Raw genomic sequence first — 26,050 nt, forward strand, 5'->3', positions numbered from 1 at the left:
GGCGCTTTCGCGAGCAGGCTCGCTCCCACAAGGGATATGCGGTGTGGCTTTATTCGATGAAGGTCACGACGCCGCCAGCCAGCGACTGCACACGAGCCAGCGACTCAACGCGATAACCTTGGGCATCCAGTTCCGCACGCCCACCCTGGAACGACTTCTCGATCACGATCCCCAAGCCGGCGACGGTGGCGCCGGCCTGTTTGATGATCGAGATCAGCGCCTGGGACGCCTTACCGTTGGCCAGGAAGTCATCGATGATCAGCACGCGGTCGCTGCTGGTCAGGTGGCGCGGGGAGATGGCCACGGTGCTTTCGGTCTGCTTGGTGAACGAGTAAACGGTCGCCGACAGAAGGTTTTCAGTCAGGGTCAGTGACTGGTGCTTGCGGGCAAAAATCACCGGCACGCCGAGGTTCAGGCCGGTCATGATCGCCGGGGCGATGCCCGAAGCTTCGATCGTGACGATCTTGGTGATGCCCGAGTCCTTGAACAGCGCAGCGAATTCATCGCCGATCAGCTTCATCAGGGCCGGGTCGATCTGGTGGTTCAAAAAGGCGTCGACCTTCAAGACCTGATCGGAAAGCACGATGCCTTGTTCGCGGATTTTCTGGTGCAGTGCTTCCATGAAGCGTTCCTCTACTGGCGCCATGTGCGCCTAGCTTGTCAAAAATGCCTGGTTAAAAAGTGTTCGGTTAAAAAGTGCTCAATTCTAGCGCTTTAACATCGCCCGTATATCCGCCAATGCGGTATTGCCGCGAACGGCTTTGACTTCAACAGGTGTGTCGTCGTTGCCTTCCCACGCCAGGTCGTCCGGCGGCAGCTCATCCAGGAAGCGGCTCGGCGCGCAGTCGATGATCTCGCCGTATTGCTTGCGCTTGGCGGCGAAGGTGAAGGCCAGGGTCTGACGCGCGCGGGTAATGCCAACGTAGGCCAGGCGGCGTTCTTCTTCGATGGTGTCGGCTTCGATGCTGGAGCGGTGCGGGAGGATTTCCTCTTCCATGCCCATGATGAACACGTAAGGGAATTCCAGGCCCTTGGAAGCGTGCAAGGTCATCATCTGCACACCTTCAGCGCCGTCTTCCTCTTCCTGCTGACGTTCCAGCATGTCGCGCAGGACGAGTTTGCCGATGGCGTCTTCGACGGTCATCTCGCCTTCTTCGTCTTTCTCCAAGGTGTTTTTCAACGCCTCGATCAGGAACCAGACGTTACCCATGCGGTAATCGGCGGCCTTGTCGCTGGAGCTGTTAGTGCGCAGCCAGTTCTCGTAGTCGATGTCCATGACCATGCTGCGCAGCGCCGAGATCGGGTCTTCGCCGGCGCATTGCTCGCGGACCTTGTCCATGAAGCGCTTAAAGCGTGACAGACGATCGGTGAAACGCGCATCCAGGTGCTCGCCCAGGCCGATTTCGTCGGTGGCGGCATACATCGAGATTTTGCGCTCGGTGGCGTAGTTGCCCAGCTTCTCCAGCGTGGTCGAACCGATCTCCCGGCGCGGGACGTTGATCACCCGCAGGAAGGCGTTGTCGTCGTCCGGGTTCACGATCAGGCGGAAGTAGGCCATCAGGTCTTTCACTTCCTGGCGACCGAAGAAGCTGTTGCCGCCGGACAAACGATACGGAATCTGGTGGTGCTGCAGCTTCAGTTCGATCAGCTTGGCCTGGTAGTTACCGCGATACAGGATCGCGAAATCGCTGTAAGGCCGGTCCGTGCGCAAGTGCAGGGTCAGCAGTTCCACGGCCACGCGCTCGGCTTCGGCGTCTTCGTTGCGGCAGCGGATCACGCGGATCTCGTCGCCGTGGCCCATCTCGCTCCACAGCTGCTTTTCGAATTCGTGCGGGTTGTTCGAGATCAGCACGTTGGCGCAGCGCAGGATGCGGCTGGTGGAGCGGTAGTTCTGCTCGAGCATGACGACTTTCAGGGACGGGTAATCGTCCTTGAGCAGCATCAGGTTTTCCGGGCGGGCACCGCGCCAGGCGTAGATCGACTGGTCATCGTCGCCGACCACGGTGAACTGGTTGCGCGTGCCGATCAGCAGTTTCACCAGCAAATACTGGCTGGCGTTGGTGTCCTGGTATTCGTCCACCAGCAGGTAGCGGACTTTGTTCTGCCATTTTTCGAGGATGTCGGCGTGTTCCTGGAACAGCTTCACCGGCAGCAGGATCAAGTCGTCGAAGTCCACCGCGTTGAACGCCTTGAGCGTGCGCTGATAGTGGGTGTAGACGATGGCGGCGGTCTGTTCCTTGGGATTGCGCGCGTTTTCCAGGGCTTCGGGCGGCAGGATCAGGTCGTTTTTCCACGAGCCGATCATGTTCTTGATCTCGTCGACGCCGTCGTCGCCCGAGTATTCCTTCTGCATGATGTCGGTCATCAAGGCTTTGACGTCGGTTTCGTCAAAGATCGAGAAGCCCGGCTTGTAGCCCAGGCGAACATGTTCCTTGCGGATGATGTTCAAGCCCAGGTTGTGGAAGGTGCACACCGTCAGGCCACGGCCTTCGCCGCCCTTGAGCAGGGTGCCGACCCGTTCCTTCATCTCGCGCGCGGCCTTGTTGGTGAAGGTCATGGCGACGATGTACTGGGCGCGGATGCCGCAGTTCTGGATCAGATGCGCAATTTTGCGGGTGATCACGCTGGTCTTGCCGGAGCCGGCGCCGGCGAGCACCAAAAGAGGGCCGCCGACGTAGCTCACGGCTTCTTGCTGCCGGGGATTGAGTCGGGACATACGAAATCAGGGAGTCGTTAGTGAAATGGGCCGGCATTTTAACAGGCTCAGCGAATTGTGCTGCTCTCTCCGACTTGTGACGCACCACGCTATCTCTATTTGCCGGTTTTGATACTTTCAAGCAGGATGCGCGGTGAATTAGCGGCTAATGTTCGTATTCCAGACACAAACTCACGTTTGATAACTGATGTCATTTGGTCATTGGTTACAGGCGCGGCATAATGCCCGTCGCCTACATCTTTGCAGAGTCTAGGGAGCTAGCTTGTCTACGCCTGTCGAACCCTTGCGTTTGCTGCTACTGGCCGAAGAGCCGGTGTGGGCAGCGTTGTTGCGCGAGTGTCTGGCTCCGATGGGGAGCTCGGCCGTGCTTATCAGCGCGCCGAGCTGGGAGTCGGTCAGCAGTCTGTTCGATGACAACCGCAACGCGGTGTTGTTGACCATTCCAGCACTTCAGCCTCTGCCAGGCCGATGCAGCTTGCCGACAGTGCTGCTGCTCGAGCACGAGCCCCTGACGTCGCCCGATGGTGTAAGCGACTGGCTGGTGCGCGACCATCTCGATGCCGGCATGCTGCGCCGGTGCCTGCGGCATGTGCGCGAACGTGGCTTGCTGGAAAACACTCTGCAACGCCTGGCCGAGCAAGACCCGCTGACAGGCATCGCCAACCGTCAGGGCTTCCAGACCTTGCTGGCCGCGCGTCTGGCGGAAAACGACGGCCGTGGCCTGGCCCTCGGTCACCTTGATCTCGACAACTTCCGTCACGCCAACGATGCCCTCGGCCACCAGGCCGGCGACCGGTTGATCCTGCAAGTGGTTGCGCGGCTGAAAAGCCAGCTTGAGGCCGGCGATCAACTGGCGCGGCTTGGCAGCGATGAATTCGCCTTGCTGATCGACACCCGCCGCGCGCCTCAGCGCGCCGAATGGATGGCCGAGCGCATCACCGAAGCCCTGGCCGAACCTTACTGGGTCGACGGCGAAAGCCTGTTGATCGGTTCCAGCCTGGGCATCGCCCACGCCCGGGCCCAGGCCGGCGCCGACCCGCTGATGTGGCACGCGCACATCGCCATGCAGCAAGCCAAGAGCACTCAGGGCTGCACCTTTCATATCTTCAACGAACGCATCAACCGCAATGCCCGCAGCATGGCCGACCTCGAAAGCGAGCTGCGTAGGGCGTTGCGCCGTGATGAACTGGAGTTGCATTACCAGCCGCGCCTGAACCTTGAGGACGGCCAGATCGTCGGCCTCGAAGCCCTGGTGCGCTGGCGGCATGCCGAGCGCGGTTTGCTGGCGCCCAGCGAGTTCGTGCCGCTGGCGGAGCAAAGCGGTTTGATCGTACCGCTCGGTTACTGGGTGATTTCCCGGGCCCTGCGGGACATGCAGGCATTGCGCGAGCGTGGTTTGCCGGCGCTGCACATGGCGATCAACCTGTCGTTCCGGCAGTTTCAGGACAGCCAGTTGTTGTCGACCCTGAGCCGGCTGATCGCCGAGCGTGGCGTCGAGGCGCAATGGCTGGAATTCGAACTGACCGAAACTGCGGTCATGCGCCGCAGCGACCTGGTGAAACAGACCATGGACGCCCTCGGGCGCCTGGGCGTGCGCTTCTCACTGGATGATTTCGGCACCGGGTTCTCGTCCTTCGTGCACCTCAACAGCCTGCCGATTGCCTTGCTCAAGGTCGACAAGAGCTTTGTCGGCGGCATGGAAGAGCGGGAAGAGAATCGCAAATTGGTCCACGCGATGATCAACCTGGCGCACAACCTCAACCTTGAAGTGGTGGCCGAAGGCGTGGAGACGGCGGAGCAGCTGGAGTTGTTGCGCGGGTTTGGTTGCGATCAGGTGCAGGGGTATCTGATCAGCAAGCCGCTGCCGTTGGCGGAGTTGGTTGAGTATCTGACGTTTGGCAGCAGCCAGCAGCCTGCCCTCGAAATCGTGAGCTAACCCCGCCCCTGTAGGAGCGAGGCTTGCCCGCGAAGGCGTCACATCAGTCGACATCTTTGTTAACTGACACGACGCCTTCGCGGGCAAGCCTCGCTCCTACAGGGGATCTCAGTCTGTCTGAGGGACTTCGAAACGCTGTACTGACGGCTCGCGCCGAATCATCCCTTTCATCTTCCACTCAAACGCCAGCGTCAGGCTCACCGCCGCGCACGCCAGGCCCAGCGCCAATCCCCACCAGACGCCTGTCGGCCCCCAGTTCAAGTTGAACGCCATCCACCACGCCGCCGGCGCACCGATCAGCCAATAGCAACCCAGTCCGACCAGGAACGTGGTCTTGGCATCCTTGAGCCCGCGGATGCAGCCCATGGCGATGGTTTGGGTGCCGTCGAACAGCTCGAACCATGCCGCCACCGCCAGCAGGCTCACAGCCAGGTTGAAGACGTCTCGAAAGGCCGGGTCGTTGTGGTCCAGGAACAAGCCGATCAACTGATTCGGCAGGAACCAGAAAACCATGGCAAAACCCAGCATCGCCGCCGCGCCAAAGGCGATCCCCACCCGGCCGGCCAGTCGCGCGTCCAGCAACTGCCCGGCACCGTAGTGCTGGCCGATGCGCATGGTGATCGCGTAAGAAAGCCCCGCCGGAATCATGAACGCCACCGAAACAATCTGCAGGGCGATCTGGTGCGCCGCCAGTTGCGTACTGCCCATGGTGCCCATGCACAGCGCAGCGAATGCAAACAACCCGACTTCCACCGCGTAGGTGCCGCCGATGGGCAGGCCGAGACGCCACAGCTCTTTCAGGTACTGGCGGTTAGGCCGCGACAGACCCTGGCGCAGCGGATACGCGTCGTAAGCCGGATGCCGACGGATGTGCAGCGCCAGCGCCACGGCCATCAGGTTGGCGACGATCGCCGTGACCAGCCCGATGCCCACCAGGCCCATTTTCGGCAAGCCGAACATCCCGGTGATCAACGCGTAGTTGAGCAGGAAGTTGGCCACGGTGCCGCCGAGGCTGATGACCATCACCGGGGTCGCCCGGCCGATGGCGCTGGTGAAACCGCGCAGGGCCATGAAGCTCAGGTAGCCGGGCAGGGCGAACGGCAGGATCAGCAGGAACTGCCCGGCAGCCTGGACGTTGGTTTCGGTCTGGCCAAACAGCAGCAGCACCGGTTTCAGATTCCACAGCAGCAGGCCGGCCACCAGCGCCATCAACCACGCCAGCCACAAGCCGGCCTGGGTCAGGCGCGCGGCACCGACGATATCGCCTGCGCCCTGACGGATCGCCACCAGGGTGCCGACCGCTGCGATCACGCCGATGCAGAAGATCGACACGAACGAATACGTTGCCGCGCCCAGGCCGCCACCGGCCAGCGCTTCGGGACTCAGGCGCGCCATCATTAAGGTGTCGGTGAGGACCATCAGCATGTGCGCCAACTGCGAGGCAATCAACGGCCCCGCCAGCCGCAGGATGGCCCGGAGTTCGGTACGTGCTGGATGCTGCATGGTCATCACGCCTCGGTTATCGGAGTAAACAGGAGAGAGCCGATTCTCGGCGCTCTGCGGGGTTTTCACAAAGGGATAAAAAGGATGGGTGGCATGAGTCAGACTCATGCAGGCAAGTTTCTGCTAACGTGGCGCAACCGCGCTATAGGAGCTTTCCCAATGTCCCGTCGTCTTCCTCCCTTGTATGCCCTGCGCGCATTCGAAGCGGCGGCGCGGCATAGCTCGTTTACCCGCGCCGCTGAAGAATTGTCGATCACCCAAAGTGCGGTCAGTCGACACATTCGTACCCTCGAAGATCATTTCGCCTGCCGGCTGTTTCACCGCAGCGGGCGCAACCTGCAACTGACCGAGTCGGCGCGGTTGATCCTGCCTGGCATCCGTGAAGGTTTCACCGCGCTCGAACGCGCCTGCAATACCTTGCGCGCCGAAGACGACATCTTGCGCATGAAAGCCCCGTCGACGTTGACCATGCGTTGGCTGCTGGCGCGCCTGAGTCGCTTCCGGCACCTGCAACCGGGCAACGAAGTGCAATTGACCAGTGCCTGGATGGACATCGACACCGTGGACTTCAACCACGAACCCTTCGACTGCGCCGTCATCCTCAGTAACGGGCGTTTTCCTCCGGACTGGGAGGCGACGTTGCTGTTCCCGGAAGAACTGATCCCGGTCGGCGCGCCGAACCTGCTGAAGGACCAGCCGTGGGACGTCGCACGCCTGGCCAGCGCAGAGCTGCTGCATCCAACGCCAGATCGTCGTGACTGGCGCAGTTGGCTGGAGCGCATGGGGCTGACGGATCAGGTCTCGCTCAAGGGCGGGCAAGTTTTCGACACGCTGGAGTTGGGCATGATCGCGGCGGCCCGAGGCTATGGCGTGTCCATGGGGGATTTGCTGATGGTGGCGGAAGATGTCGCGCAGGGTCGTCTGAGTTTGCCGTGGCCGACGGCTGTCGCCAGCGGTGAGCATTATTACCTCGTCTGGCCGAAAACCCGCCCGGGAGGTGAACGTTTGCGCCGCCTCAGCGACTTTCTGCAAGGCGAGGTCCGGGCCATGGATTTACCCGATGTAGAACGCTTGAGCTGAATCGATGGAGCCCCAGCAATAGAGGCCTTGAGCCATATCCCGGCTATTTACTCAAGTATTCAGGTTTGCCGCCGAAAATCTGCAGGTGGGACCTTCGTGCAGGTCCCCTGTAATTCCTCTAATTAGAATTTTGCTGAGTGTGCATCGTGATCAGGATGATCCGGTCACTTGGCCAGGAGCTGTCATGTCTCAACCTCGTGCTCGGATCGCCTCACAGCTTGGTCTTGCGCTTGCCGTGATACTGGCGATCGTCATCACTGGCAGTACCGTGTTCGCCCTGCGTTCGCTGGACTCCGCCAACCTCGCCACCCGCGAAGAGCACCTGGCCAGTGAAGCCCGGTTGCTGGCCGACCAGTTGAGTACCTTTCACGGCACGTTGCGTGAAAGCACTCAGCGTCTGGCCGGTCTGTTCGAGAAGCGCTTCAGCGCCGGCCTGAGCGTGCACCCGGACGAACCGGTGGCCGTGGCGGGTACGCAGACCCCGGGCCTGCACCTGGGCAGCGAAGTGTTGAACAACAACTTCAAGGAAGTCGACGAGTTCAAGCAGATGACCGCGGGCGTTGCGACGGTGTTTGTGCGCAGCGGTGAAGATTTCATCCGCGTCAGCACGTCCTTGACCAAGCAGGACGGCAACCGGGCCATCGGCACCCTGCTGGACCACGCTCACCCGGCCTATGCACGCTTGATGGCGGGGCAGAGTTATGTCGGCCGCGCCTTGCTGTTCGACCGTTCCTACATGACGCAGTACACGCCTGTACGCGACAGCAGCGGTAAGGTGATTGCCGTGCTGTTCGTAGGATTCGATTACACCGACGCACAGAACGCACAGTTTGAGAACCTCAAACGCTTCCGCATCGGCCAGACCGGCTCGCTGGCGCTGCTCGATGAGCAGAAGAAGTGGTTGGTGCCGATTGCGGGTGTGCAAGCGCTGGATCAAGCAGTCCCGGCCATCGTCGATCTGGCGAAAACCCCGGGCAAGGGTGATTTCTGGAGCGACAAGTCCGAAGACTTCTACAGCGTGGCCGTGCCGTTTGAAGGCGGCCCATGGTCGGTGGTGGCAAGCATGCCGAAAGCCGAAATCAGCGCCGTGACCTGGAGCGTCGGCATTCAACTGGCGATCGGCAGTCTGCTGGCGACGTTAATCGCCGTCGGCTCGGCGGTCTGGCTGCTGCGCAGCAAACTTGCGCCGCTGGGTGATCTGGTGCGTCAGGCAGAAGCCCTGGGCGCCGGTGATTTGAGCGTGCGCCTGAGCGTGTCGAGCAACGACGAAATCGGTCAGCTGGCCCGTGCCTTCAACCAGATGAGCCAAGCCTTGTCGACCATGGTCGAGCACATTCGCAAGGCCTCGGTCGAGGTCAACAGCCGTGCCCAGGCGTTGTCCGGTCTGTCCGGCGGTGCCTATGAAGGGATGGAGCAGCAGTCGGGCGAAATCACCAGCATGGCCGGTGCCGTGGAAGAGTTCAGCGCAACCTCGCTGAACATTGCCGACAACATGGGCAGCACCCAGCGTCTGGCGCAGGAAAACGCACAGCAAACCCAGATCGGTCGTACCTCGATGGACGAGGCGTCCTCGTCGCTGGAGCAAATCGCTGGCGCCTTGAACAGCACCGCCATCGTGATCAATACCTTGGGGCAGCGCTCCCAGGAAATCGGCGGCATCGTCGGGGTGATTACCTCGATCGCCGATCAAACCAACCTGTTGGCGCTGAACGCGGCCATCGAAGCGGCCCGCGCCGGTGAGCAAGGTCGTGGTTTTGCGGTGGTCGCCGACGAGGTGCGCAACCTGGCTTCGCGTACGCGTCAGGCCACTGACGAAATTTCCGGGATGATTCAAAGCATCCAGCAGGAAACCGGCAATGCGATCAGCACCATGGAACAGGGCAATGTGCTGATGCAGGAAGGCTTGTCACGCAATGCCAACGTGGCCTCGGCCCTGGCGCGGATCGATGAGCAAAGCCGCTCGGCGGGCCAGCAATTTGCGGCGATCACCACCGCGACCCAGGAGCAGAGCAGCACCGCGACCTTGCTCAGCAGCAACCTGCAAAGCATTGCGCTGGCAAACAGCGAGCAGCGCGAAGTGGTGTCGAACCTGGCCGTGACCGCCAAAGAGCTGGAGAAGCTGGCGGCGGACTTGCGCCAAGAGGTTGACCGGTTTCGTTGAGTCGTCGCTGAAATAGTCTTCGCGGGCAAGCCTCGCTCCTACAGGGGCATGTGGCGTTCCACTCTTGTGTGAACGACATATCACCTGTGGGAGCGAGGCTTGCCCGCGAAGGGCTCACCTCAATGTTCAGATCAGACGATCAATCACACTTGGCATTGCTCGACACTTCCTTGCTCGCCAGTTTCAACTGCTTGCCCAGCTCCGCCGCATTGGTGCTGCTGTAAACCCGGCCGCCGGTGTTTTCAGCGATGCAACGTGACGGGCCGCCGGCACCGATTTTCACTACGTTGACCCGCAGCCGCGGTTGATCCCTGGCGATTTGGCGGGACACGGCGCACACGTCTTTCTGGCAACCGTCCTCACCGTCGACGAACATCACGATCACGGCGTCGTTATTGCGCCCGTCGACGGTGCTTGCCGCGTGGGCCAGGCTGTCGGCCAGTGGTGTGCCGTCGTTGGGCACCAGGCCTCGAATCCCGTTGATCAGCCGCTGACGGTCGCCGAACTTGAACACGCCCTGGTCCGGCGTTCTTTCGCAGCCGGCGAAGGTGATCAGGCGCGTGTCGATCTTCGGGTCCAGCCCGTTGATCATGCCGGCCAGCGAGTCCTTGGCGACGTCCATGCGGCTCGGTTTGGCGAAGATCTGCGTGGTGCGGTTCACATCCAGGTACTTGTTGAGCTCGTTGCCGAAGAACCAGTCCTCGTCGGCTTTCACAGACTTGATGTTCAAATCCATCGAACCCGAAGTGTCGAGCACCACCACAAATTGCGGGATCTCTGCGTTGGGCGCTTTTTTGCGGCAGGCGAAGTTGTCCAGCGTCGGGGCCGGTGGCGGGGCGGCCACGACCGGTTTTGGTGGCGGGACGGGCTTGGGTTCCGGCACCGGCACCGGCACAGGTTCTGGCACGGGTTCCGGTTCTGGAACCGGCTCGGGTTCCACGACAGGCTCGGGAACAGGCTCAACCGGTTTCTCAACCGGTTTCTCGACCGGCGTCACCACTGGCGCTACAGGTGGAACCACGACAACGGGTTCACGGTGCAAGAACCACCAAAGCCACAGCGCCAGAAGCAGCAACAGCAGCGCCAGCAAGGCCGCCGCGATCCACCAGCCGCGACGCGACGGCGGCACTACCGGCACCACTGGAACAACCGGCGGCACGATCGGTTTGGGCGGGCGCTGGTTCCAGCGCACCACCAGCGGCTCGCCGTTGAGGCTGTAGAGTTTATCCAGCTCGGGCGTGCCGAGCAGGCTGCGCAGGTCATCCGCTACGGTGGGCTGACCGCGTTTTTGCAGTTCGTCCGCCAACTGTCCAAGGGACGTCTGACGCACTTCATAGGTTTCCAGCAAACGTCGTTGCGCGTCCTCGTTGAGGTCGGCATAGGGCGTGGGTTGGCCACCCAGTTCAGTCCACCATTCCAGCACGTCACCGCTGCCCATTCGCGGGATGGCGAAGAGGCTGGCGACGGTCGGCGGAAAGTGTTTCTGGATGAGGGCGACTTTGGCTTGCAGCGCACTCATCCCCTCTGGTGTGGCTTGCGCATCCCTGATGACCCGCTGCATGACGACGATTCCTGAAAAGGGTGCAGGCCGCCATCGGCAGGCCTGCGGGGTGAAAAGTTACTCTTCGTAACCGAGGCTGAATTGCAGCTGATTCACTTTCTTCTGCAAGGCCTTCAGTTGTTCCTGCTTGGCAGCCAGCGTCGCGGGTGAGGTCTTGGTCACGGGCGCTGCCTGGGAGGCCTTGAGCTGCTGCTCGAGCCCGGCAATCTGCTTCTGCACCTGGCTTTGGTTGCCATGCCGGGCCTTGAGCGAGGTCAGCAACTGGCCCAGCGACTGGTTCAGCGCCGCCTGGGACTTCTGCTGGCTGGCCAGATCGGTCTTGGTGCTGAGCTGCTGGGCCTGAATGTTCTCGTACACCTGGCGGAACATCGCGTTTTCCTGGCGGGACGCGGTCAGGGCCAGTTCCTTCTGTTTGACCTGGTCGCTATAACCACCAGAGTAGTCGCAGTTCATCTTGGTCAGCATGCTGCTGTCGCGATTGGTCGCATCGCATTCGCCCGGCTTCGTCGCGCAACCGCTCAGGGCCAGGACGGCGGTGAGGACCGCCAGCTGTCGTAGAGTCATGTGCTTAGCCCAGGGTGATCGCGGAACGCTGGTTGTACAGACCGTCGACTTCCTTTTGCAGGGCGGCGACTTTCTGGTTCATTTTCAAAATGTTCATGTCCACCTGCTTGATCTCGGCACCGGCGCCTTGTGCACGCTCGGCATCCGCCACTTTGGTGTACTCGGTGACCTTGGTGCGCATGTTGCCGAGGTCTTTACGCAGGCGCGCGATGTTCGAATCGATCTCGGCGATTTGCACTTGGGCCTTGGCCTTGTCGACTTTCTTGTTGGCGATGTCCTTTTTGATCTGGGCGATTTGCGCCTGGTCATCATTGATGACTTGCTGAGCGGTCGCGGTACGGGCGATCACGTTCTGGGTGTCTTGCTCGACGTCGCTGTTCATCTTCGCCAGGCGGGTGGTGGTGTCGGAGTATTCGCTGCGACGTTGATCCAGGTAATAGTTCGCGCCCATGGCCACGCCACACGCGGTAATACCGGCGGCGATGGCGCAGACCGCCTTGTTGCTGCTATTGGACAGTGCGCAACCGAGGATGCCGACACCGGCGCCGACCGCACAGGCCTGGTAACCGGATTTGCTGAAAAACTCTGCGTCATTGCCTTGGGTCAGACGCGGGTCGGCCCCCTCGCTGCCACCGAGCATCGAGCTGCCGGTGTTGGCACAACCTGTCAGCAACAGGCTGCCAGTGAGGACAAAAGCGATCTGTAGCTTGAAGCGAGTCCAGAGGCTGCGCGACATGGTGAAACTCCTTGGTGACGGTGTTGGCTGTTGTTGTTGAGTAAGTTATTGAGTGACGGTCTTGCAGCTGGTCAGCCAGGCATCAGTGTCGATCTTCTGCTTTTGCAGGAAGGTCTTCTGATTGGCCCAGTGGGTGCGCAAATAGGGTTTGAGTTCTTGCAGCTGCTTGTTGCGGGTGATGATTTCTTCCATCACCGGCACCTGCGCTTCCAGCAGCGGCTGGCCATACAAGGTTGCCGATTCCACCAGGCTGCTGGCGTAGTAACGGCTGAGTTTGTGCAGGCGATCCTTCTGCTCGTCGAGCTTGCCTTTGCGCATGTCGCAACTGGCGTCTTTATCGGCGGATTCGCAGTTCAGCTTGTAGTTCTTCTGCAAGAAGTCCACGTACTGGCCGTCGTCGAGCATCTTGGTGCACAGGAACGCACCGAGGTTGAGGCTGGCGCGGATCGCCTGGTCGCGGGTTTCTTCCTGCTGCTGGTTGCTGGCGCGCAATTGGTTTTCCAGCGCCTGAAGCTTTTCCTTGAGCGCCTTGTCTTCGACGCCCGAGGCCAGGGTGTTCAGTGACTGAACGGTGCCTTTATCTGCCGACTCGGTTTCCTTGCTGCCGGTGCCGAGTTTCTTCCAGCTGCTTTCAATGCTGGCGACACGCTCGCGGGACGTCAGGGTCGGCGAGACCAGCACCAGTCGCATACCGGTGGTTTTGTTTTTCACCTGGCCTTCGGCGTTGTAGTACGGCTCTTCCTTGCGCAAGCCGGTGCGCAGGTCGGCCTGGGCGGTCAGGTAGTTGCCGCCACGGACCACATAGCCACCGGCCTGGCCGTGCTGGCGGTCGAGTTTGTTCAGGCGGAACGGCTCGAACATCATCTCGTCGACGTTGCCGAGCATGTCGTGCAAGCCCAATGGATTAGGCTTTTGCAGGCCGGACAATTGCAGTTTGCCGTTGGACGATTGCGCCCCCGCGAACCACTCGTAGGCGTTGATACCGTCGGGCATCGGGTAGCGCGTATCGCGAAATTCCGCTGCGCCGACTTCCAGGCCACCGCGCGCCGCGAACTCCCACTCGACTTCCGTCGGCAGGCGCAGGAAGCCCAGTGCGCCGTCTTCTTTCGGCAATTTGCCGGCCGCGTTTTTGCGCAGCCACAGGTTGTATTTGTCGGCCGCTTCGACGGCTTGCACCCAGCTCACGGACACTTGCGGCAGGCGCATTTTGGTGGCGGCGGTGGGGCAGGTTTCTTCGGTCAGCGCGGCGTATTGGAGCTGACTCATCTCGTACTTGGCCATCAGGTAGTAGCGGGATTTGTCATTCTTGGCGCCGGTGAAACTGCCGGCGATGAAGGTCGGCCGGGTCTGTTCGACGTAGCCGTATTCCGCGCCGTCCTGACCGATGTTGATCGGGTAGTCGTCAAGCGGTCCGGCGACCGGAATGAACACCTTGCGAAACACCATCGAGCCTTCGCACGGCATCGGCAGCACGACGTCGCTGGCCTCGGGCATCGGGTTGTAATACTTCTCTTCCCAGCCCGCCGCCGAAGCGTCGAGCAGGTAGCCGAGGCTCAGGGGCAACAGCAAGCCAAAACGTTTATAGCTCACGCAGACTCTCCGCAGGTTGGATGTTGATCGCTCGCACGGCGCCGATCACGGCCACCAGTGCAGCGACCAGAAAGGTCAGGAGCAGGGCGGCGAGGCCGTGCCAGAGTGTGATGTGGCAAACAAAAGTGCCGGTGGCCTGGCTGCTGCCGAGCAGGTAGTCGAACAAATGGCTGCCGACAGCGTAAAAGCCCAATCCACCGAGGTAGCCGGCCAGGCTCAGCACCAGCGCTTGCAAGACCACGAAACCGGCGACCGCCGTGCGTTTGAAACCCAGCAGGCGCAGCACCGCGAGGCTTTTGCGCTTGCGGTCGATGTTGGCCAGGAACGCCCCGACCATCGACGCCACACAGCCGATCAGCGCGGCGAGGGCGATAACCCCGAAGATCAGCCCCAGCACATGGTTGATGGCTTTGACGTTGTCGATGTCGGCCAGTCGGCTTGAAGTTTCGATGTGTTGTTCGTTGAGCCAGCGTTCCAGCGGCGCCACTTGATCGATGTCGCGGGCATAAAGGCGGGCGCGGGCATACAGCGGTTGCAGGTCGCCCAACGGCTTGCCGGTTTCGATGCCGAATGCGCTGACCTGATAACCGTCGCGAAAGCGCTCCAGGTCCAGCAACAACGGAGGGGCAACAAACCCGGCTGCGCGGCCGAAACGAGCGCCGTCGAGTACTGCCAGCACAGTCAGCGTCATCTCGCCGCGCTCGTTGACGCCTTCAAGTCGGCGCAACACGCGCAGTTGCACGCGGTCGCCGACCTTGGCCTGCAAGCGTTGCGCGGCGCGGGCGCTGAGGATCACTTGGTCGCCGGTCGGGTTGAGTTGTGGCAGGTTCAACTGCGGGTCGCCGGGTTCGGTGGCGATGATTTCCGCGCCTTCGACAAACCGTTGCATGCCCATCAGCAAATCTGCCTGGGTGTTGAGCGAGCGGGTCTGGCCGAGGGCAAATCCGGTCTCGGGACGCTGGCGCACCCGTTCGATCCAGGCGCTGTCGTAGTTGCCGTTGCTGAGCATCTTTACTTCAAGGTTGCGCGGGTCGCGCAGCAGTTCGTCCTGCAACTGGCTGACCACGCCGTGCTTGAGGCCGAACAGCAGCAACAGCGGCGCGATCACCGCCACCAGCGAGGCGGCGATGCACAACGACACCTTGCGGTCGTGCCAGAGGTCTTGCAGGGCCAGCGTTGCGAGCAGGCGCAAGCGGTCAGTCCATCGGTTCAAACAGAGTCTCTCCCTGACGGCTGATAGCGCCGAGTCGCGGCAAGCCGAAATCCTTCAGCAGGGCCCAGTCATGGGACACAACGAGCGCACTCAGGCCCATGCTCGACACCAGGCTCATCAACAATTCGAACAAGCGCCGGGCGCTGTGCGGATCGAGTGCCGCTGTCGGCTCGTCGGCCAACAGCAGCAGCGGCTCATGGGCAATCGCCCGCACGCAGGCCACGCGTTGGCGTTCACCGATCGACAACGCTTGAGGGTGTTTATCCAGCAAGCCTTGCAGGCGCAGCACCTCAACCGCGTGATCGATGTGCGCGCTCTTGACCGGCATGCCGAGCAAACGACGGGGCAGGCTGATGTTGTCGCGCACGCTCAAAAACGGCAGCAAACCGCCGCTCTGCAAAATGAATCCCAAGTGCCGCGAACGTACCGCCGCCAGGGCCGGCTGGTCATCGCTGGCCAGCAATTGTGCGATGTCTTGATCCTGCGTTGCGCCCAGCCGAAAACGCTCGAGCTCTATCGGCGCCAGCAACAGGCCGATGGCTTCGAGCAACGTGCTTTTGCCGCTGCCGCTCTCGCCGGTGATGGCGAGGATTTCCCCGGCACCGACGTGCAGGTGCGGCAGGCGCACATGATGAGCCAGCGCACCTTCTCCTCGGCGCACCAGCAGGTTCTTGATATCGAGCATCGGCGTCTCGTTAAGGCATCATTTCCAGTGGCACGGGGTACACGTTGTCCCGTGCATCGCTGTCCTTGGCTAAAGCCACCCAACGGTCGACGTCAGCGTTGTAACGCTGGTAGTGCCGCAGTTTGGTATTGAGCGTGCGGATGAATTTCTCCTGCGCCAGGCCATCCCAGCTCTTCCAGGTTTCTTCGTCCAGGTTCAGCACTTCGCTCTGATACGGCAGGTCTTCGAGGTACTCGCCGAGCACGCCCATGTCCGCCAGTTTGGTGTTGCCGTTCTGCTTGAGCTGATTGGGATCGGCGCCCATGGTGGCGGCCACCGAGCGCAGGCGCTCGAACATTTCCGTCGGCGAGATCAGGCCTTCGTTGGCCGCATCGAGGATCTGCTTCATCACGTCGCTCAAGTCGCTGAGCTGGGATTTGGTCAGCAGCACCCGCACATCCGTGGTCGGGATGTTCTGCTTGATCAGGTCACGGTCAGTGATCCACGCCTTGAACACTGGCGGTGCCTTGCTGTTGGTCTTCTCGCCCAGATAGGCAAGTTGCATGGCGTGGCCGATCAGTGCCGCGTCTTCGAGCATTTTCTTCTCGGCCGGGTCCTGCTTGGCGTTCACCGCGCTGCCGATGGCGTCTTCGCCCATGTAGGCGGCTTTCACTTGCGAGGTGATCGCGGTGGCCAGCGAATCCACCTTGCGCCCGAACTCCTGAATATCGCCCGCGTTCACCGGGTAATACAGCGAGGTGTTGGTGCCCGGGTAGGTCGACAGATTCTGATACTGCGCCTCGGCCTTGGCGTGGTCCTTGATTCCGGCCGGGGTTTTCAGGTGCAGGGTGTAAATCGCCACGCCCGGGTTGGCGGCTTCGAGGCGAACCTGCGAGGCGCTCAAACCGGTTTTCGACAGCTTGTCGTCGCCTTCGATGGCGCCCGCGTCGGTGATCAACACCACGTAGCGCGCACCGAACTGGCTCCAGTCGACCTTGTCGATGCTCTCCATGACACCGGCAAAGGCGTCTTCGTCGAAACTGCTGCTCGATACTTTGGCTTGTTTGAGGTCGGCGACCTTGGCGAGGAAGTCGGAACTGTCCTTCACTTGAGTCGGGTCGGCATACATTTTGGTGGTGTATTCCAGGCCTGGCACCGCCTGGGTGTTGGAGCGGAACGCCACCAGGCCGAACTTGACCTGCTTGCCGAGGTTCTGCGATTCGATCTGCTGATAGACCTTGCGGATCGCCTCGCGAGTGCGGTCGATGTACGGGTCCATCGAGATCGTCGAGTCGATGACAAACACCACCGCTGCAGTGAATTCCTTCAGTTGGTTGGCCGCCTTGTCCTCGGCTTCCTTGCCACCGGCCGCGCTGTTGGCCGCACCACCCTTGGCGTTCTGGTCATCGGGCTTGCTGACCGATGCGACGTTCAGCAGCCGCGTGCGGAAACCGCCTTCGGTCATCACTTCTTCGCCGCTGAGGACCGGCAGCAGGTAGAACTGCTTTTGCAGGTCGACGAAGTATTCAGGTTCTTCGGCGAGCACGCCCGGTGCTTGCTTGCCCTTTTTCAGCGTGGCCCGCAGCGGGGCGACTTTGCTCACCGGGTCCGGTGCATCAAGGATGCCTTCGACAGTGGCGCGATCCTTGAAGAACAGCAGCCGGTCGCGGTTGGCCGGGTTGGTGAACGCCAGTGTCAGCTGCATTTTCCAGTCGGTGGTGCAGCTGGCGGGCAACCAGCCAATGGTTTTGCCGTAACTGTCGGGACCGACTTTGAGCCATTCGGCGTTGGCCGCTTGAGCACGCTCATAAACATAGAAGCGGCTGAAGACTGGTTGTGCATCGCCTGCCGCGCCGCCTGCCGTCGGGCTGAGTTTGCAGCCCGGGGTGGTCAGTACGCGCTGGAACAAGGTCTTTTTACCGGCCTGGATCAGCGGTTTGTCTTCGGCCTGGGACAACGGGCTGATGCACAGTGCCAACAGCGCGGCGCCGCTCAGCAGGAAACGACTCAGGGGAGAACGCATCACTTCTGCAACTCCTCGAAACGCTGTTTGGCTTCGGCGTTGTTCGGGTCCTGGGTCAGGATCGTTTCATACCAGTAGGCGGCGGTGGCGTTGTCCGCGGCCGGGAAGCACTCGCTGGCTTTCAGGTATTTAGGGTCGTACTCGCGGGCATAGGCGTTGGCGATCAGCGCGTCACCGGCCTGGGCACGGTTGGCGTACAGGCGCTGGGCAACACCGCAGTGTTTGCCGGCCTTGGCTTCGTTGATGATCTCCAGCAACTTGGCACTGTCGGGCGCGGCCTTGATGCAGGTCTGGACGAAGGTCAGCTCGGGCAGGCTGTTCATGCTGTCGAGGGTGCAGGCTTGCGCATCGGCACCGGCCGGTACGGCGGCAGCGATGGCCGGGGCGGGGACCGGAGTACGTTTGTAGAACCAGAACCCGGCCGCTGCGGCCACCAGCAACAGCACGACGAGCGCGAGGCCGATGAGGCCTTTTTTGCTTTTCTTTACCGGGGGTGGAGGCGGTGTGTAAGCAGGTTCGTTTGGCACCGATTCCAGTTCGATTTCTGGCTCGGCGGTGTTCAGGACCAATTCCGGCAGCTCTGGAATTTCGGGTTCCGGTGCAGCAGGTGCGCTCAAGTCTGCACCACCGTAAGTCGAACGCGTCTGGCCACCGGCCGTGGACGGCAGCAACCCGACGCCTGGACGGACCACGCCTTTGTCGGTGTGCCCCTGGCTCTGTTCGCGTAGCTCGATCATGAATTGCGAGTTGGTGCCGCCTTCGAGCAGCGGGTCGACTACTTCCGGGCCGACCTGGGCTTCAAGGGCTTCACCACTGGTCGCAACGCTGAAGCGCGAGACCTTGAACCAGAACGGATTGCTGCTCCAGGCTTTCTGATCCTGGAGGTAGAACCCGTCCTGGTTACGCTGAATGGAGAACTCCAGCTGTTCTTCGCCACCCTGCCATTTCTTCACAGTGAGGCACGCCTGGCCAGGCACGTTGGGTTCTAAGGCGAGCAGGTCGACACGAATTGGCATTGCTTATCTCGCTGTGAAGGCTGTGAGCACATGGCCCAGCCGTTCATTCTGTTCAGGGGTGATTTCGCGACCGGCACCATGGCCGGCATTGTCCTGCGTGATGTAGGCCAGGCCCGAGAGCCAGTCACCCAGATACCGCTGCGCCTGGTTAGCCGGTTGCGGCGGCAACACCGGCACTTGTCCCGGACCGATGTCGGTATAGAACGAGAACAAGGGCGCCTTGGCACCGGCACGGCTGTTCGGGCGCTCGTTGACCGGTTTTTGCAGGTAGCCGAACCAGGACACGAAGTCGCGCAGCACGCGTTGCACTTCCAGCACCTGGCGTTCGACCAGTTGGTCGCGCCGTGCGCCGCTTTGTGCACGCTTGAGCACCGCACGGCTCAGTTGGCCGGGCAAGTCCTGGCGGTAACCGGCCGTGATCAATTCGTCGACCACCGCTTCGATCAACGCTTTTTCCAGTCCTAGCAGGGTGAGCAGGCTTTGCCGGGTGGTCAATTCGCGCAGGTGTGCAATCCAGGCCTTGAACGCGGCTTTGGCGAAGCGGTGTTCGTTGCTTTGCAGTTCCGGCGTCGGGGTGTTGGATTTACTGGCGGCCGGTGTGTCGTGACTCAGGTCGTCGCCGAAATCAAAATCGAACCCGGCGTCGTTGCCGTACAGGCTCTGGCTCGGTGTCGGCGCGGCCGGCTCATCGCTGGCGGCGGGCGCGTCATCGGTTTCGTATACACCGCTGAGGTACAGGTCGCGCACCGACTCGCTGGGCATGTCGAGTTCATCGATGAACTCGCCGAGCACGGCCGGACGACGGCCCAGCCCCGTCAGTATCATCTGCGCCTGGGCTTTTTTGGCGGCTGCGGCACCGTCACCGTCGGCGTGATACCAGGTGCTCAGGCCGTGAGTGGTCAGGCCTTCGAGGCATTCGCTGAGCTGTTCGCGGATGCGCTGCAGTTTGAATTCAATGTTGGCCACGCCTTTGAAACTGCCGCTGAAATGGCTGATGCCACCGTCATCGTTGCGCAGCATTTCTTTCCAGGCGTTGGCGGGATTGTTGATGTGTTTGCACACCAGTTCGTTGCCGGCAAAGCTTGTGCCCAGGGCGTCGACGCGCTCCAGGTAGCTGGGGTTGAGGCCGGTTTCGGCGCCGCTGGCGTCTTGCACGATGAATGCGGCATCCATGCGCGGTTTACGCACCAGGAAGGTGTTCTGGAACGGCGTGCCGGCCCAGTCGTTCATCCAGCTCAGGCTGCCGAAGCGTTCGAGCATGGTCAGCTTGACCATGCCGTTCCAACTCTCGTCGTACTGATCAGGCGTCAGGCTCAGGGAGTTGGTGATGCGCAGGTCGAGCATGGTCAGGGCCCAGATCAGACCGGTGTCGCGTTTACTGCGGGCGGCCGCGTCGGCGCCTTGAGTCTTTTCGATCCAGCGCGTCAGCACCGGGCCGACGTCGTTGACGTCGCTCTGTTTGGTCGAACCGGTGCAGACCACCAGCGCGTTCATTTCCTGGTTGTCGGTGTAGCGTTCGAACAGGTAAGCGACCTTGCCGCGCAGAATCAGCTGCGAGACGGAGTTGTCCTTGGTGGCGGATTCCGGGTCGTTGGAGTCGGCTATCTCGTGCAGCTTCTTGCGCCCGCGATAACCGGGGAAATCCAGCAAGTCGACCTGGTTGACGATGTCGTCCGCCGGGGCTTCGATCAACCCGAAAGTCATCTCGGCGGTCAGTGCCGCCAGTTGCGCGACCGGGATGCCCTGGCTGTTTTGCAGGCGTCCGTCGACCCGGGGCCGCACGTCGATCGGCAAGTCCCGCGGGCTGCCGAAGCGCTCGAGGATGTCGACGTTCATGATGCTGTCGCGCTGGCTGTAGGTGTCGTTTTCGAAACTTACCAAAGCCTTCAAAGGCGCGAAGACGGTCTCGGGCAGGCCCAGCTTGTGCAGCGCGCCGGCCAATTGCTGGTAAACGCGCGTCAGCTCGCTTTGCTCACCCCAAAGGATGGAAAACAGCTCGGCACGCTCCTGGAAGTTCAGGCGTGGCGCCAGTTGCAGCGCCGTCGGCCAATACAGGTGCTCAAGCTTCTTCACCGAGTTGCGGAAGTTGTCGCGCAGGTAATCCCACAGCGACACCAGATCGTCAGCGCTGACGCCCGGTTGCAGCGGCCCGGTCTCGCGCCCTTCGAATGGTTTCAACACGCGCTGGATGCGCGCTTCGTCGATCTCGTAGGAGATCCGCTCAAGGTCGAAGTCCTTGAACCACGAGTTGGCGAGAATCTTCGCCAGCTCGATTTCCTTGAACAGCGTCAGTTCGACCGGGAACTGCGGATCCTGGCTCGGCGTGGCGCGGCGGCTGAAGCGCGTCACCAGGCCGGTGGCTTCCTTGCCGCCACCCACCGGGTTGATGTGCTTGATGAAGTCCAGGCGCTGGCCACCGAAATCGGTTTCCAGTTTGCCGTTCTGACCGGCCGCGAGGGCCGAAATCAAGTAGGACTTGCCGGCTTGGGACAAGCCGAAAAAGCCAATGGTCATCGGCGTGCAGGCCACGCGACCGAGGCTGTGGGCCAGGTTGCGGGCGCGGTGCAGGCGGATGTTCAGGTTGTCGGCTTCGCTGTCCAGCCGTGGTGCGTTGCCGCGTGTCTGGCCAATCCATTCCAGCGCCTGACCGGCACCTTCATAAACAGCGGCCCAGCGGGCTGAAAGCTGAGTTTGTTCGGGGGTCAGGTCATTCATTTGCGTTTCACACTTCCACTGTCGAGCCAGTACTTGGTCTCGCTCAGGCCGGCGTCGAGCATGGTGTTGAGTTCCAGCTCGAGGTCGCTGCGCGGGTTGAAGTTGACGTTGTTACTGTTGGATTCGATGTCGCGAACCGAAAGGCGGTCGCTGACCAGATCCTGCTTGCGCGTGTACTTGTCGGCCGCCTTGACCTCGAAGCGCACCTTGAGCAGCGGCGCGCTGCCGTTTTCTCCAATAGCCCGGGAGAACTTTTCCCGGCCGGCCTTGGTGAACCGCAGGGTGTACAGCGGCGAAGCCGCCCAGCGATCAGCGGCCAACTGGCGGAAACCGAGACGCAGGTCGCCGCGCATTTCCAGCTGCGGCGTGTCGGCGTCATCGCCCGTGCCGATTTCCGGCAACTTGATTTTGTAGTCTTCGGACTGGATGTCGCGGTACAGCACGTCGGCATCCTTGATCACGTTGTTCAGGTCTATGACGCCGATGTGCTTGACCGTCGAATACGGTTTGAGCGCCGAAGAGCGGAAGTAGAAGTTCGGCACGCTGTGGTTGGCGCACAACAGGCACAACATCGCGCCCACCGAAGCGGTGCTTTTCGGGTCGTCAATGCGGCCGTTCTTGTGGAACGGGTACCAGCCGCCGGTGCGATAGTTTTGCAGCGCCAGAATGCGCCCGGGTGGCAGCGGCAGAACCTTGCGAATGAACGCCTGGATGCCCGGTAGACGCGAAGGGCGGCCAGTCAGCAGCAGAACATCGCACGGATAGTGCGCGACCACTTCACAGAGTGCGCCGAGGATCTTGGTGATGTTGATCTGATCGTTGAGGAACGCAGCGTGGAGCTTTTGCAGGTCGAAGCCGATCAGCGATTCGTACAGGTCGAAACCGCTCTGACCCCCGACATCACGGCGCACGGCGGCGTTGACGTAGTCAAGGACGGTCTGGCTGATCGCGTTGTCGCCCAGCAACTGGCGGTAGCTTTGCGGGCTGACTTCCTGCGGGACTTGCGGGTCGTAATGCTCGTAGGCCTTAAGCAACGCAAGGCCCAGCGGTGCGAACACCTGCAGGTTCAGTTGCTGGCGCAGAATCATGTCCTGCGCGCTGACCGATTCGTCGCCGCACAGCCGCGACATCAGCGAATCCGGGGCTTTTACACCGGCGTTCTGCAAGGCTTTCTCGAAGCTCGGCAGGATGAAATCCTGAATCACGTCCAGCAGGATGTCGTCGCCGGCCACTTTGAAGCCATCGCGGAAACGCTGCTCGGGCACGATGTGCACGTTGCTGCCGCTGCCGGTGTTGCCGGCGCGGTCGAGGCGATAGTCGGTGATGACCAGGTCGGTGGTGCCACCGCCGATGTCGATGGTCGCCAGGGTGATGCGTTCGCGGTCGGTCTTGTCTGGCCGGGCGATGGTGTCGAAAAACTCTTCCGGGTGACCGGCGAAGTTCTCGTTGACCTCGGTGTACAGGTACACCAACTGGCCGCAGGAGGCTTCGTCCCATTCCACGCGGATGCTCGGGATCGGCGTGCGCGGGCTGACGGCCTGATCCTGATGCGGATCTTCCTCGCCGGCGTGCCAGCCGAGGCTTTTCCACACCAGGCCGATGGCCTGCTGCATGCGTTCGTTGAGGATGCTGCGCTCGGCCTGGGGCATGCCCGGCGGCACGGTCAGGGTGATGCTGTTGAGCTGGCGCGGCACGCGGGTGTGACCCTGGCGCGAGCGTTGGGCCGGGCTGTTGATCTGCGACAACGCCTGGGCCAGCACTTCGGCGAGCATGAAGGTCATCAGCGAGCTGCGCGAGTAACGCGGCATGAACACCGGCAGACGATCGTCTTCTTCGAGGCTGTAAAGCGCCTCGCCGGTTTCGTTGATCAGGTGCGAGAACGGCGCGGCGGTGGCGTAGGGCTCGTTGTCGGTCTTGATGTACGAGCAGTTGAAACGCCAGCCGTGGCCGTAGGCGTTTTCATCCCACAGGTAACGTTTCGGGCTGGACAGGCCCGTCGAGCCTTCGGTGCCGCGACGGCGGCTGGCCAGACGGCTGGCCTCGTTGCCGACCCGGGCGATCGTCGCCCACTGGAACGCATCGTGACGGCCGCTCTTGACCGAGCAGTGGTCCTTGCCGAAATACGCCTGGGCAAACTCCACACGGCTTTCGAACGGCAGGTTGTAGGTGTGTTCGGGGGTGATCAGGTCGCGCAGTTCCAGCACGTAATTCTGCTTCAGCCCGGAGCCGGCCTGACCGTGGTTCTCGATCAGGATGCCGCAGGTGCGTGAGTTGCCGACGTCCAGCACCAGGTCCACCGGAATCGGTTTGACCAGGCCATTGCTGTCGTTGGCCACCACTTTCAGCTCAGGGATTTCCACCTTCGGCCTGGCGGTCGACTGCGCTGCCGCAGACGGCGTGCTCAACAGGCTCAGCAGGTTGAGGTAGTGCGCCAGGTGATGGTTGGCGCGGATGTCGATGTCCAGCTCTTCGCGGGAACGATGGGCATTGCCTTCGTTGAACACTTCGAGCAGCCATTCGTTGACCCATGGCTGGGCCAGGAACCAACGGGTTTCGCTGGCCTTGGTCGCCAGTTTGAAGGACACGCCGGAGCTGATGTCTTCTTCGTTCGGCGCCAGGTAGGCGGTGCCGTCACGCTTGGGCATGACGCGGCTGTCGAACGCCATCGTAAGGCGATGGGTGTTGCCGTCGATGTCTGGCGTGGCCAGTTTCACCAGGCGCATCCGCGACCAGTTGGTCGGGCCTTCGTCGAAGCGGTGCGGCGGCATGAAACGGAAAAACGGCGTCGGCAGCCAGACACCGTCCAGCAGCTCGAGGCTGCTTTTCATGTCGACGCTGAACGCCGGCTTGGCCTTCTCGACCTTTTCCGGTTCGGGCTCGTAGAAGTAGAAGTCTTTCTCTTCGTTGTACATCAGCCGGCAGATCAGCCCGCTGATCATCGGCGCGAACTCGCCCGCCGGTTCCTTGCGAGGATCCAGGCGCAGGGCGAAATCCATGAACTGGATACCGGTGTCACTGACGAGCGTGACGGTGTCTTCGAATTGGGTGACTTCAGGCAACATGTCGGGTTATTCCAGTCTTATTCGCCCATTTGCCGCATGGACATGGGGAATTGATCTTTTCCGTAACCGCCGGTGCAGTCCGCGACCGTGGTCGCCCCTTTGCGGCAGTTGACCTTGGGCATGTCGTAAGTGCTGCCATCGCCGCACACGGCCTGGCCCTGGCTGTCGATGGCGAGGCTGCCGCCTTTCATGGTAGCGCTCACCGGCCCGCTGCATTTCGTGCCGTCGGCCTGGTGTACGGTGACTTCGCCCTTACCGTCCTTGAGCTGGTATTCCAGGCGCAGCGGCTTGCCGGTCCGGCGATCCTGAATGCCGGCACCGGCGCGGTACTGACCGTCGAGGAACTTGGCGGCACCGTCGGCGGCGTCAGGCGGAATGCTCAAGGCCGGGCCCGGTTTTGTGGTTGCGGCTGCGGCGGCGGATTTTTGTGCGTCGGGCGGTGTGGTGACAGGTGCCTCGGTTTTGGCTTCGGCTTCGGCTTCCGGTGGCGCGGTTGGGGATTCGGCGGCCGGGTCTTGCGTGATGCCGGCAGTCGCGGCGTCAGCTTCGTTGCCAGCGAGCGCCGGCGCTTCCGCGCCTTGGGTGCCGGTCACGGCGGTGCCTGTGGTGGAACCAGCGACCGTGCCGGTCACGGGAACGCTATTCAGCGTTGTGACATTGCCGGTCAGTTGTGGCTCTTCCAGCTGATTTTCCACCGGCACGATGCCCTCGGGCAGCAAGTCCACCGCCACCAATGGAATCGGTACGCAACCGCGCAGGCCGAGCAACAGCCACAACAGCAGCAACAGGAGCGGCAGCAGCAACAGCCACCACCAGCGACGCCACCACGGACGAGCTACCACGGGCACGACGGGCGCCACCACCGGTTCTTCAACCACGGGTGGCAGCGTGAAGACGGGCGGAACCTGATAAAGGCAGTGCAGGGGATCGCGATTGCCGGTACCGGCGTGCTCGAAACCCCAAAAGGTCAGCACCGGCTTGCCTTGCACCAGGTAGACGAAGTTTTCGTCAGGGAAATGAATGACGCGCTTGAGCAGCTTGCCGAACACGGCTTTGTCGCCTTGCTGCTGTTCGGCCGGGTCCGTGCCCAGGAAACGCTGGCTCAACTCATCGAGCGCAGTCTTCAGGGCTTCAAGTTGGCGACGGGCCGGAGCGCGTTCTTCTTCGGTCGCACTGCTCCACGGGATCACATCGCCTTCGATACCGCTGTACCAATCGATCTGGTTGCCGAGTTCATCGCTTTGAGGAATGGCCAGGTGGTCGACCATGTCGGGGTTCTTGCGGCGAATGGCTTCGCGCAATTGCAGGGCAGCCCGATAGACCGGTTGACCTGTTTCGCCCAGGGCTGTGAATGACCCGCTCTTACCGCTGCGTAATAATGCCCCGCGCATTCAAACTCCATATGTTCCGTTGCGCAAAAATGACAGACAAAGGTGTCTGTTCCTGCTCCTGCATTTAGCTGGCGACCTTAATGTCATAATGATGTCGCCGTCAATCAGCAGAGGTCCAA

17 protein-coding genes are annotated in these 26,050 nt (G+C 61.7%); 3 read left to right on the plus strand and 14 right to left on the minus strand.

Going from position 1 to position 26,050, the window contains the following annotated elements; translation table 11 throughout:
* Positions 1-49: 49 nt before the first annotated feature.
* On the minus strand, positions 50-622 hold the full coding sequence (locus BLU63_RS11225) for a xanthine phosphoribosyltransferase (protein WP_010465159.1): 573 nt from the start codon (positions 620-622) through the stop codon (positions 50-52).
* 84 nt (positions 623-706) lie between these two features.
* Positions 707-2,716, minus strand: a complete 2,010-nt coding sequence (gene rep / locus BLU63_RS11230; protein ID WP_010465157.1) for a DNA helicase Rep — start codon at positions 2,714-2,716, stop codon at positions 707-709.
* A gap of 262 nt (positions 2,717-2,978) precedes the next feature.
* Between rep and BLU63_RS11235 the strand changes: the two genes are divergently transcribed.
* A complete protein-coding gene (locus BLU63_RS11235; RefSeq protein WP_010465155.1) occupies positions 2,979-4,652 on the plus strand; it encodes a putative bifunctional diguanylate cyclase/phosphodiesterase in 1,674 nt (557 codons plus the stop codon).
* A 108-nt stretch (positions 4,653-4,760) separates the two neighbouring features.
* On the opposite strand, the gene BLU63_RS11240 is transcribed toward BLU63_RS11235, so the two are convergent.
* Positions 4,761-6,155 (minus strand): NorM family multidrug efflux MATE transporter, encoded by a 1,395-nt coding sequence (locus tag BLU63_RS11240; protein WP_042932982.1) that lies wholly within the window; start codon positions 6,153-6,155, stop codon positions 4,761-4,763.
* A gap of 159 nt (positions 6,156-6,314) precedes the next feature.
* Here BLU63_RS11240 and BLU63_RS11245 point away from each other — a divergent pair, with 159 nt between their 5' ends.
* Together BLU63_RS11245 and BLU63_RS11255 are read left to right on the plus strand one after the other, a co-directional pair.
* Positions 6,315-7,235: a LysR substrate-binding domain-containing protein gene (locus tag BLU63_RS11245; RefSeq protein WP_083375468.1), complete on the plus strand. Its 921-nt coding sequence runs from the start codon at positions 6,315-6,317 to the stop codon at positions 7,233-7,235.
* 184 nt (positions 7,236-7,419) lie between these two features.
* Positions 7,420-9,396, plus strand: coding sequence for a methyl-accepting chemotaxis protein (locus BLU63_RS11255; protein ID WP_010465150.1), 1,977 nt, complete (start codon positions 7,420-7,422; stop codon positions 9,394-9,396).
* Positions 9,397-9,535: 139 nt separating this feature from the next.
* Here the strand turns inward: BLU63_RS11255 and BLU63_RS11260 are convergent, their stop codons facing one another.
* The 11 genes from BLU63_RS11260 to BLU63_RS11310 are packed head-to-tail and all read right to left on the minus strand — an operon-like array spanning position 9,536 to position 25,931.
* Entirely contained in the window at positions 9,536-10,957 is a 1,422-nt protein-coding gene (locus BLU63_RS11260) for a vWA domain-containing protein (protein ID WP_083375469.1), read from the minus strand.
* A gap of 57 nt (positions 10,958-11,014) precedes the next feature.
* On the minus strand, positions 11,015-11,521 hold the full coding sequence (locus BLU63_RS11265) for a hypothetical protein (RefSeq protein ID WP_010465145.1): 507 nt from the start codon (positions 11,519-11,521) through the stop codon (positions 11,015-11,017).
* Between the two features lie 4 nt (positions 11,522-11,525).
* The gene (locus BLU63_RS11270; protein ID WP_083375470.1) at positions 11,526-12,257 is read right to left on the minus strand and encodes a hypothetical protein; all 732 of its coding nucleotides are present in this window, start codon (positions 12,255-12,257) and stop codon (positions 11,526-11,528) included.
* A 45-nt stretch (positions 12,258-12,302) separates the two neighbouring features.
* A complete protein-coding gene (locus BLU63_RS11275) occupies positions 12,303-13,847 on the minus strand; it encodes an SUMF1/EgtB/PvdO family nonheme iron enzyme (protein ID WP_077748589.1) in 1,545 nt (514 codons plus the stop codon).
* The gene (locus BLU63_RS11280; RefSeq protein WP_010465139.1) at positions 13,837-15,060 is read right to left on the minus strand and encodes an ABC transporter permease; all 1,224 of its coding nucleotides are present in this window, start codon (positions 15,058-15,060) and stop codon (positions 13,837-13,839) included. The genes BLU63_RS11275 and BLU63_RS11280 overlap by 11 nt, the downstream gene beginning before the upstream one ends.
* The gene (locus BLU63_RS11285; RefSeq protein ID WP_010465137.1) at positions 15,044-15,745 is read right to left on the minus strand and encodes an ABC transporter ATP-binding protein; all 702 of its coding nucleotides are present in this window, start codon (positions 15,743-15,745) and stop codon (positions 15,044-15,046) included. The genes BLU63_RS11280 and BLU63_RS11285 overlap by 17 nt, the downstream gene beginning before the upstream one ends.
* 10 nt (positions 15,746-15,755) lie before the next feature.
* Positions 15,756-17,747, minus strand: a complete 1,992-nt coding sequence (locus BLU63_RS11290) for a vWA domain-containing protein (RefSeq protein ID WP_083375471.1) — start codon at positions 17,745-17,747, stop codon at positions 15,756-15,758.
* On the minus strand, positions 17,747-18,763 hold the full coding sequence (locus BLU63_RS11295) for a hypothetical protein (RefSeq protein ID WP_083375472.1): 1,017 nt from the start codon (positions 18,761-18,763) through the stop codon (positions 17,747-17,749). The genes BLU63_RS11290 and BLU63_RS11295 overlap by 1 nt, the downstream gene beginning before the upstream one ends.
* 3 nt (positions 18,764-18,766) lie before the next feature.
* Positions 18,767-21,478 (minus strand): putative virulence factor, encoded by a 2,712-nt coding sequence (locus BLU63_RS11300; protein WP_083375473.1) that lies wholly within the window; start codon positions 21,476-21,478, stop codon positions 18,767-18,769.
* Positions 21,475-24,540, minus strand: coding sequence for a virulence factor SrfB (locus BLU63_RS11305; protein WP_010465128.1), 3,066 nt, complete (start codon positions 24,538-24,540; stop codon positions 21,475-21,477). The genes BLU63_RS11300 and BLU63_RS11305 overlap by 4 nt, the downstream gene beginning before the upstream one ends.
* 17 nt (positions 24,541-24,557) lie before the next feature.
* A complete protein-coding gene (locus BLU63_RS11310) occupies positions 24,558-25,931 on the minus strand; it encodes an SrfA family protein (protein WP_083375474.1) in 1,374 nt (457 codons plus the stop codon).
* Between the last annotated feature and the right edge of the window lie 119 nt (positions 25,932-26,050).

Source organism: Pseudomonas mandelii, from assembly GCF_900106065.1.
GTDB lineage: Bacteria > Pseudomonadota > Gammaproteobacteria > Pseudomonadales > Pseudomonadaceae > Aquipseudomonas > Aquipseudomonas mandelii.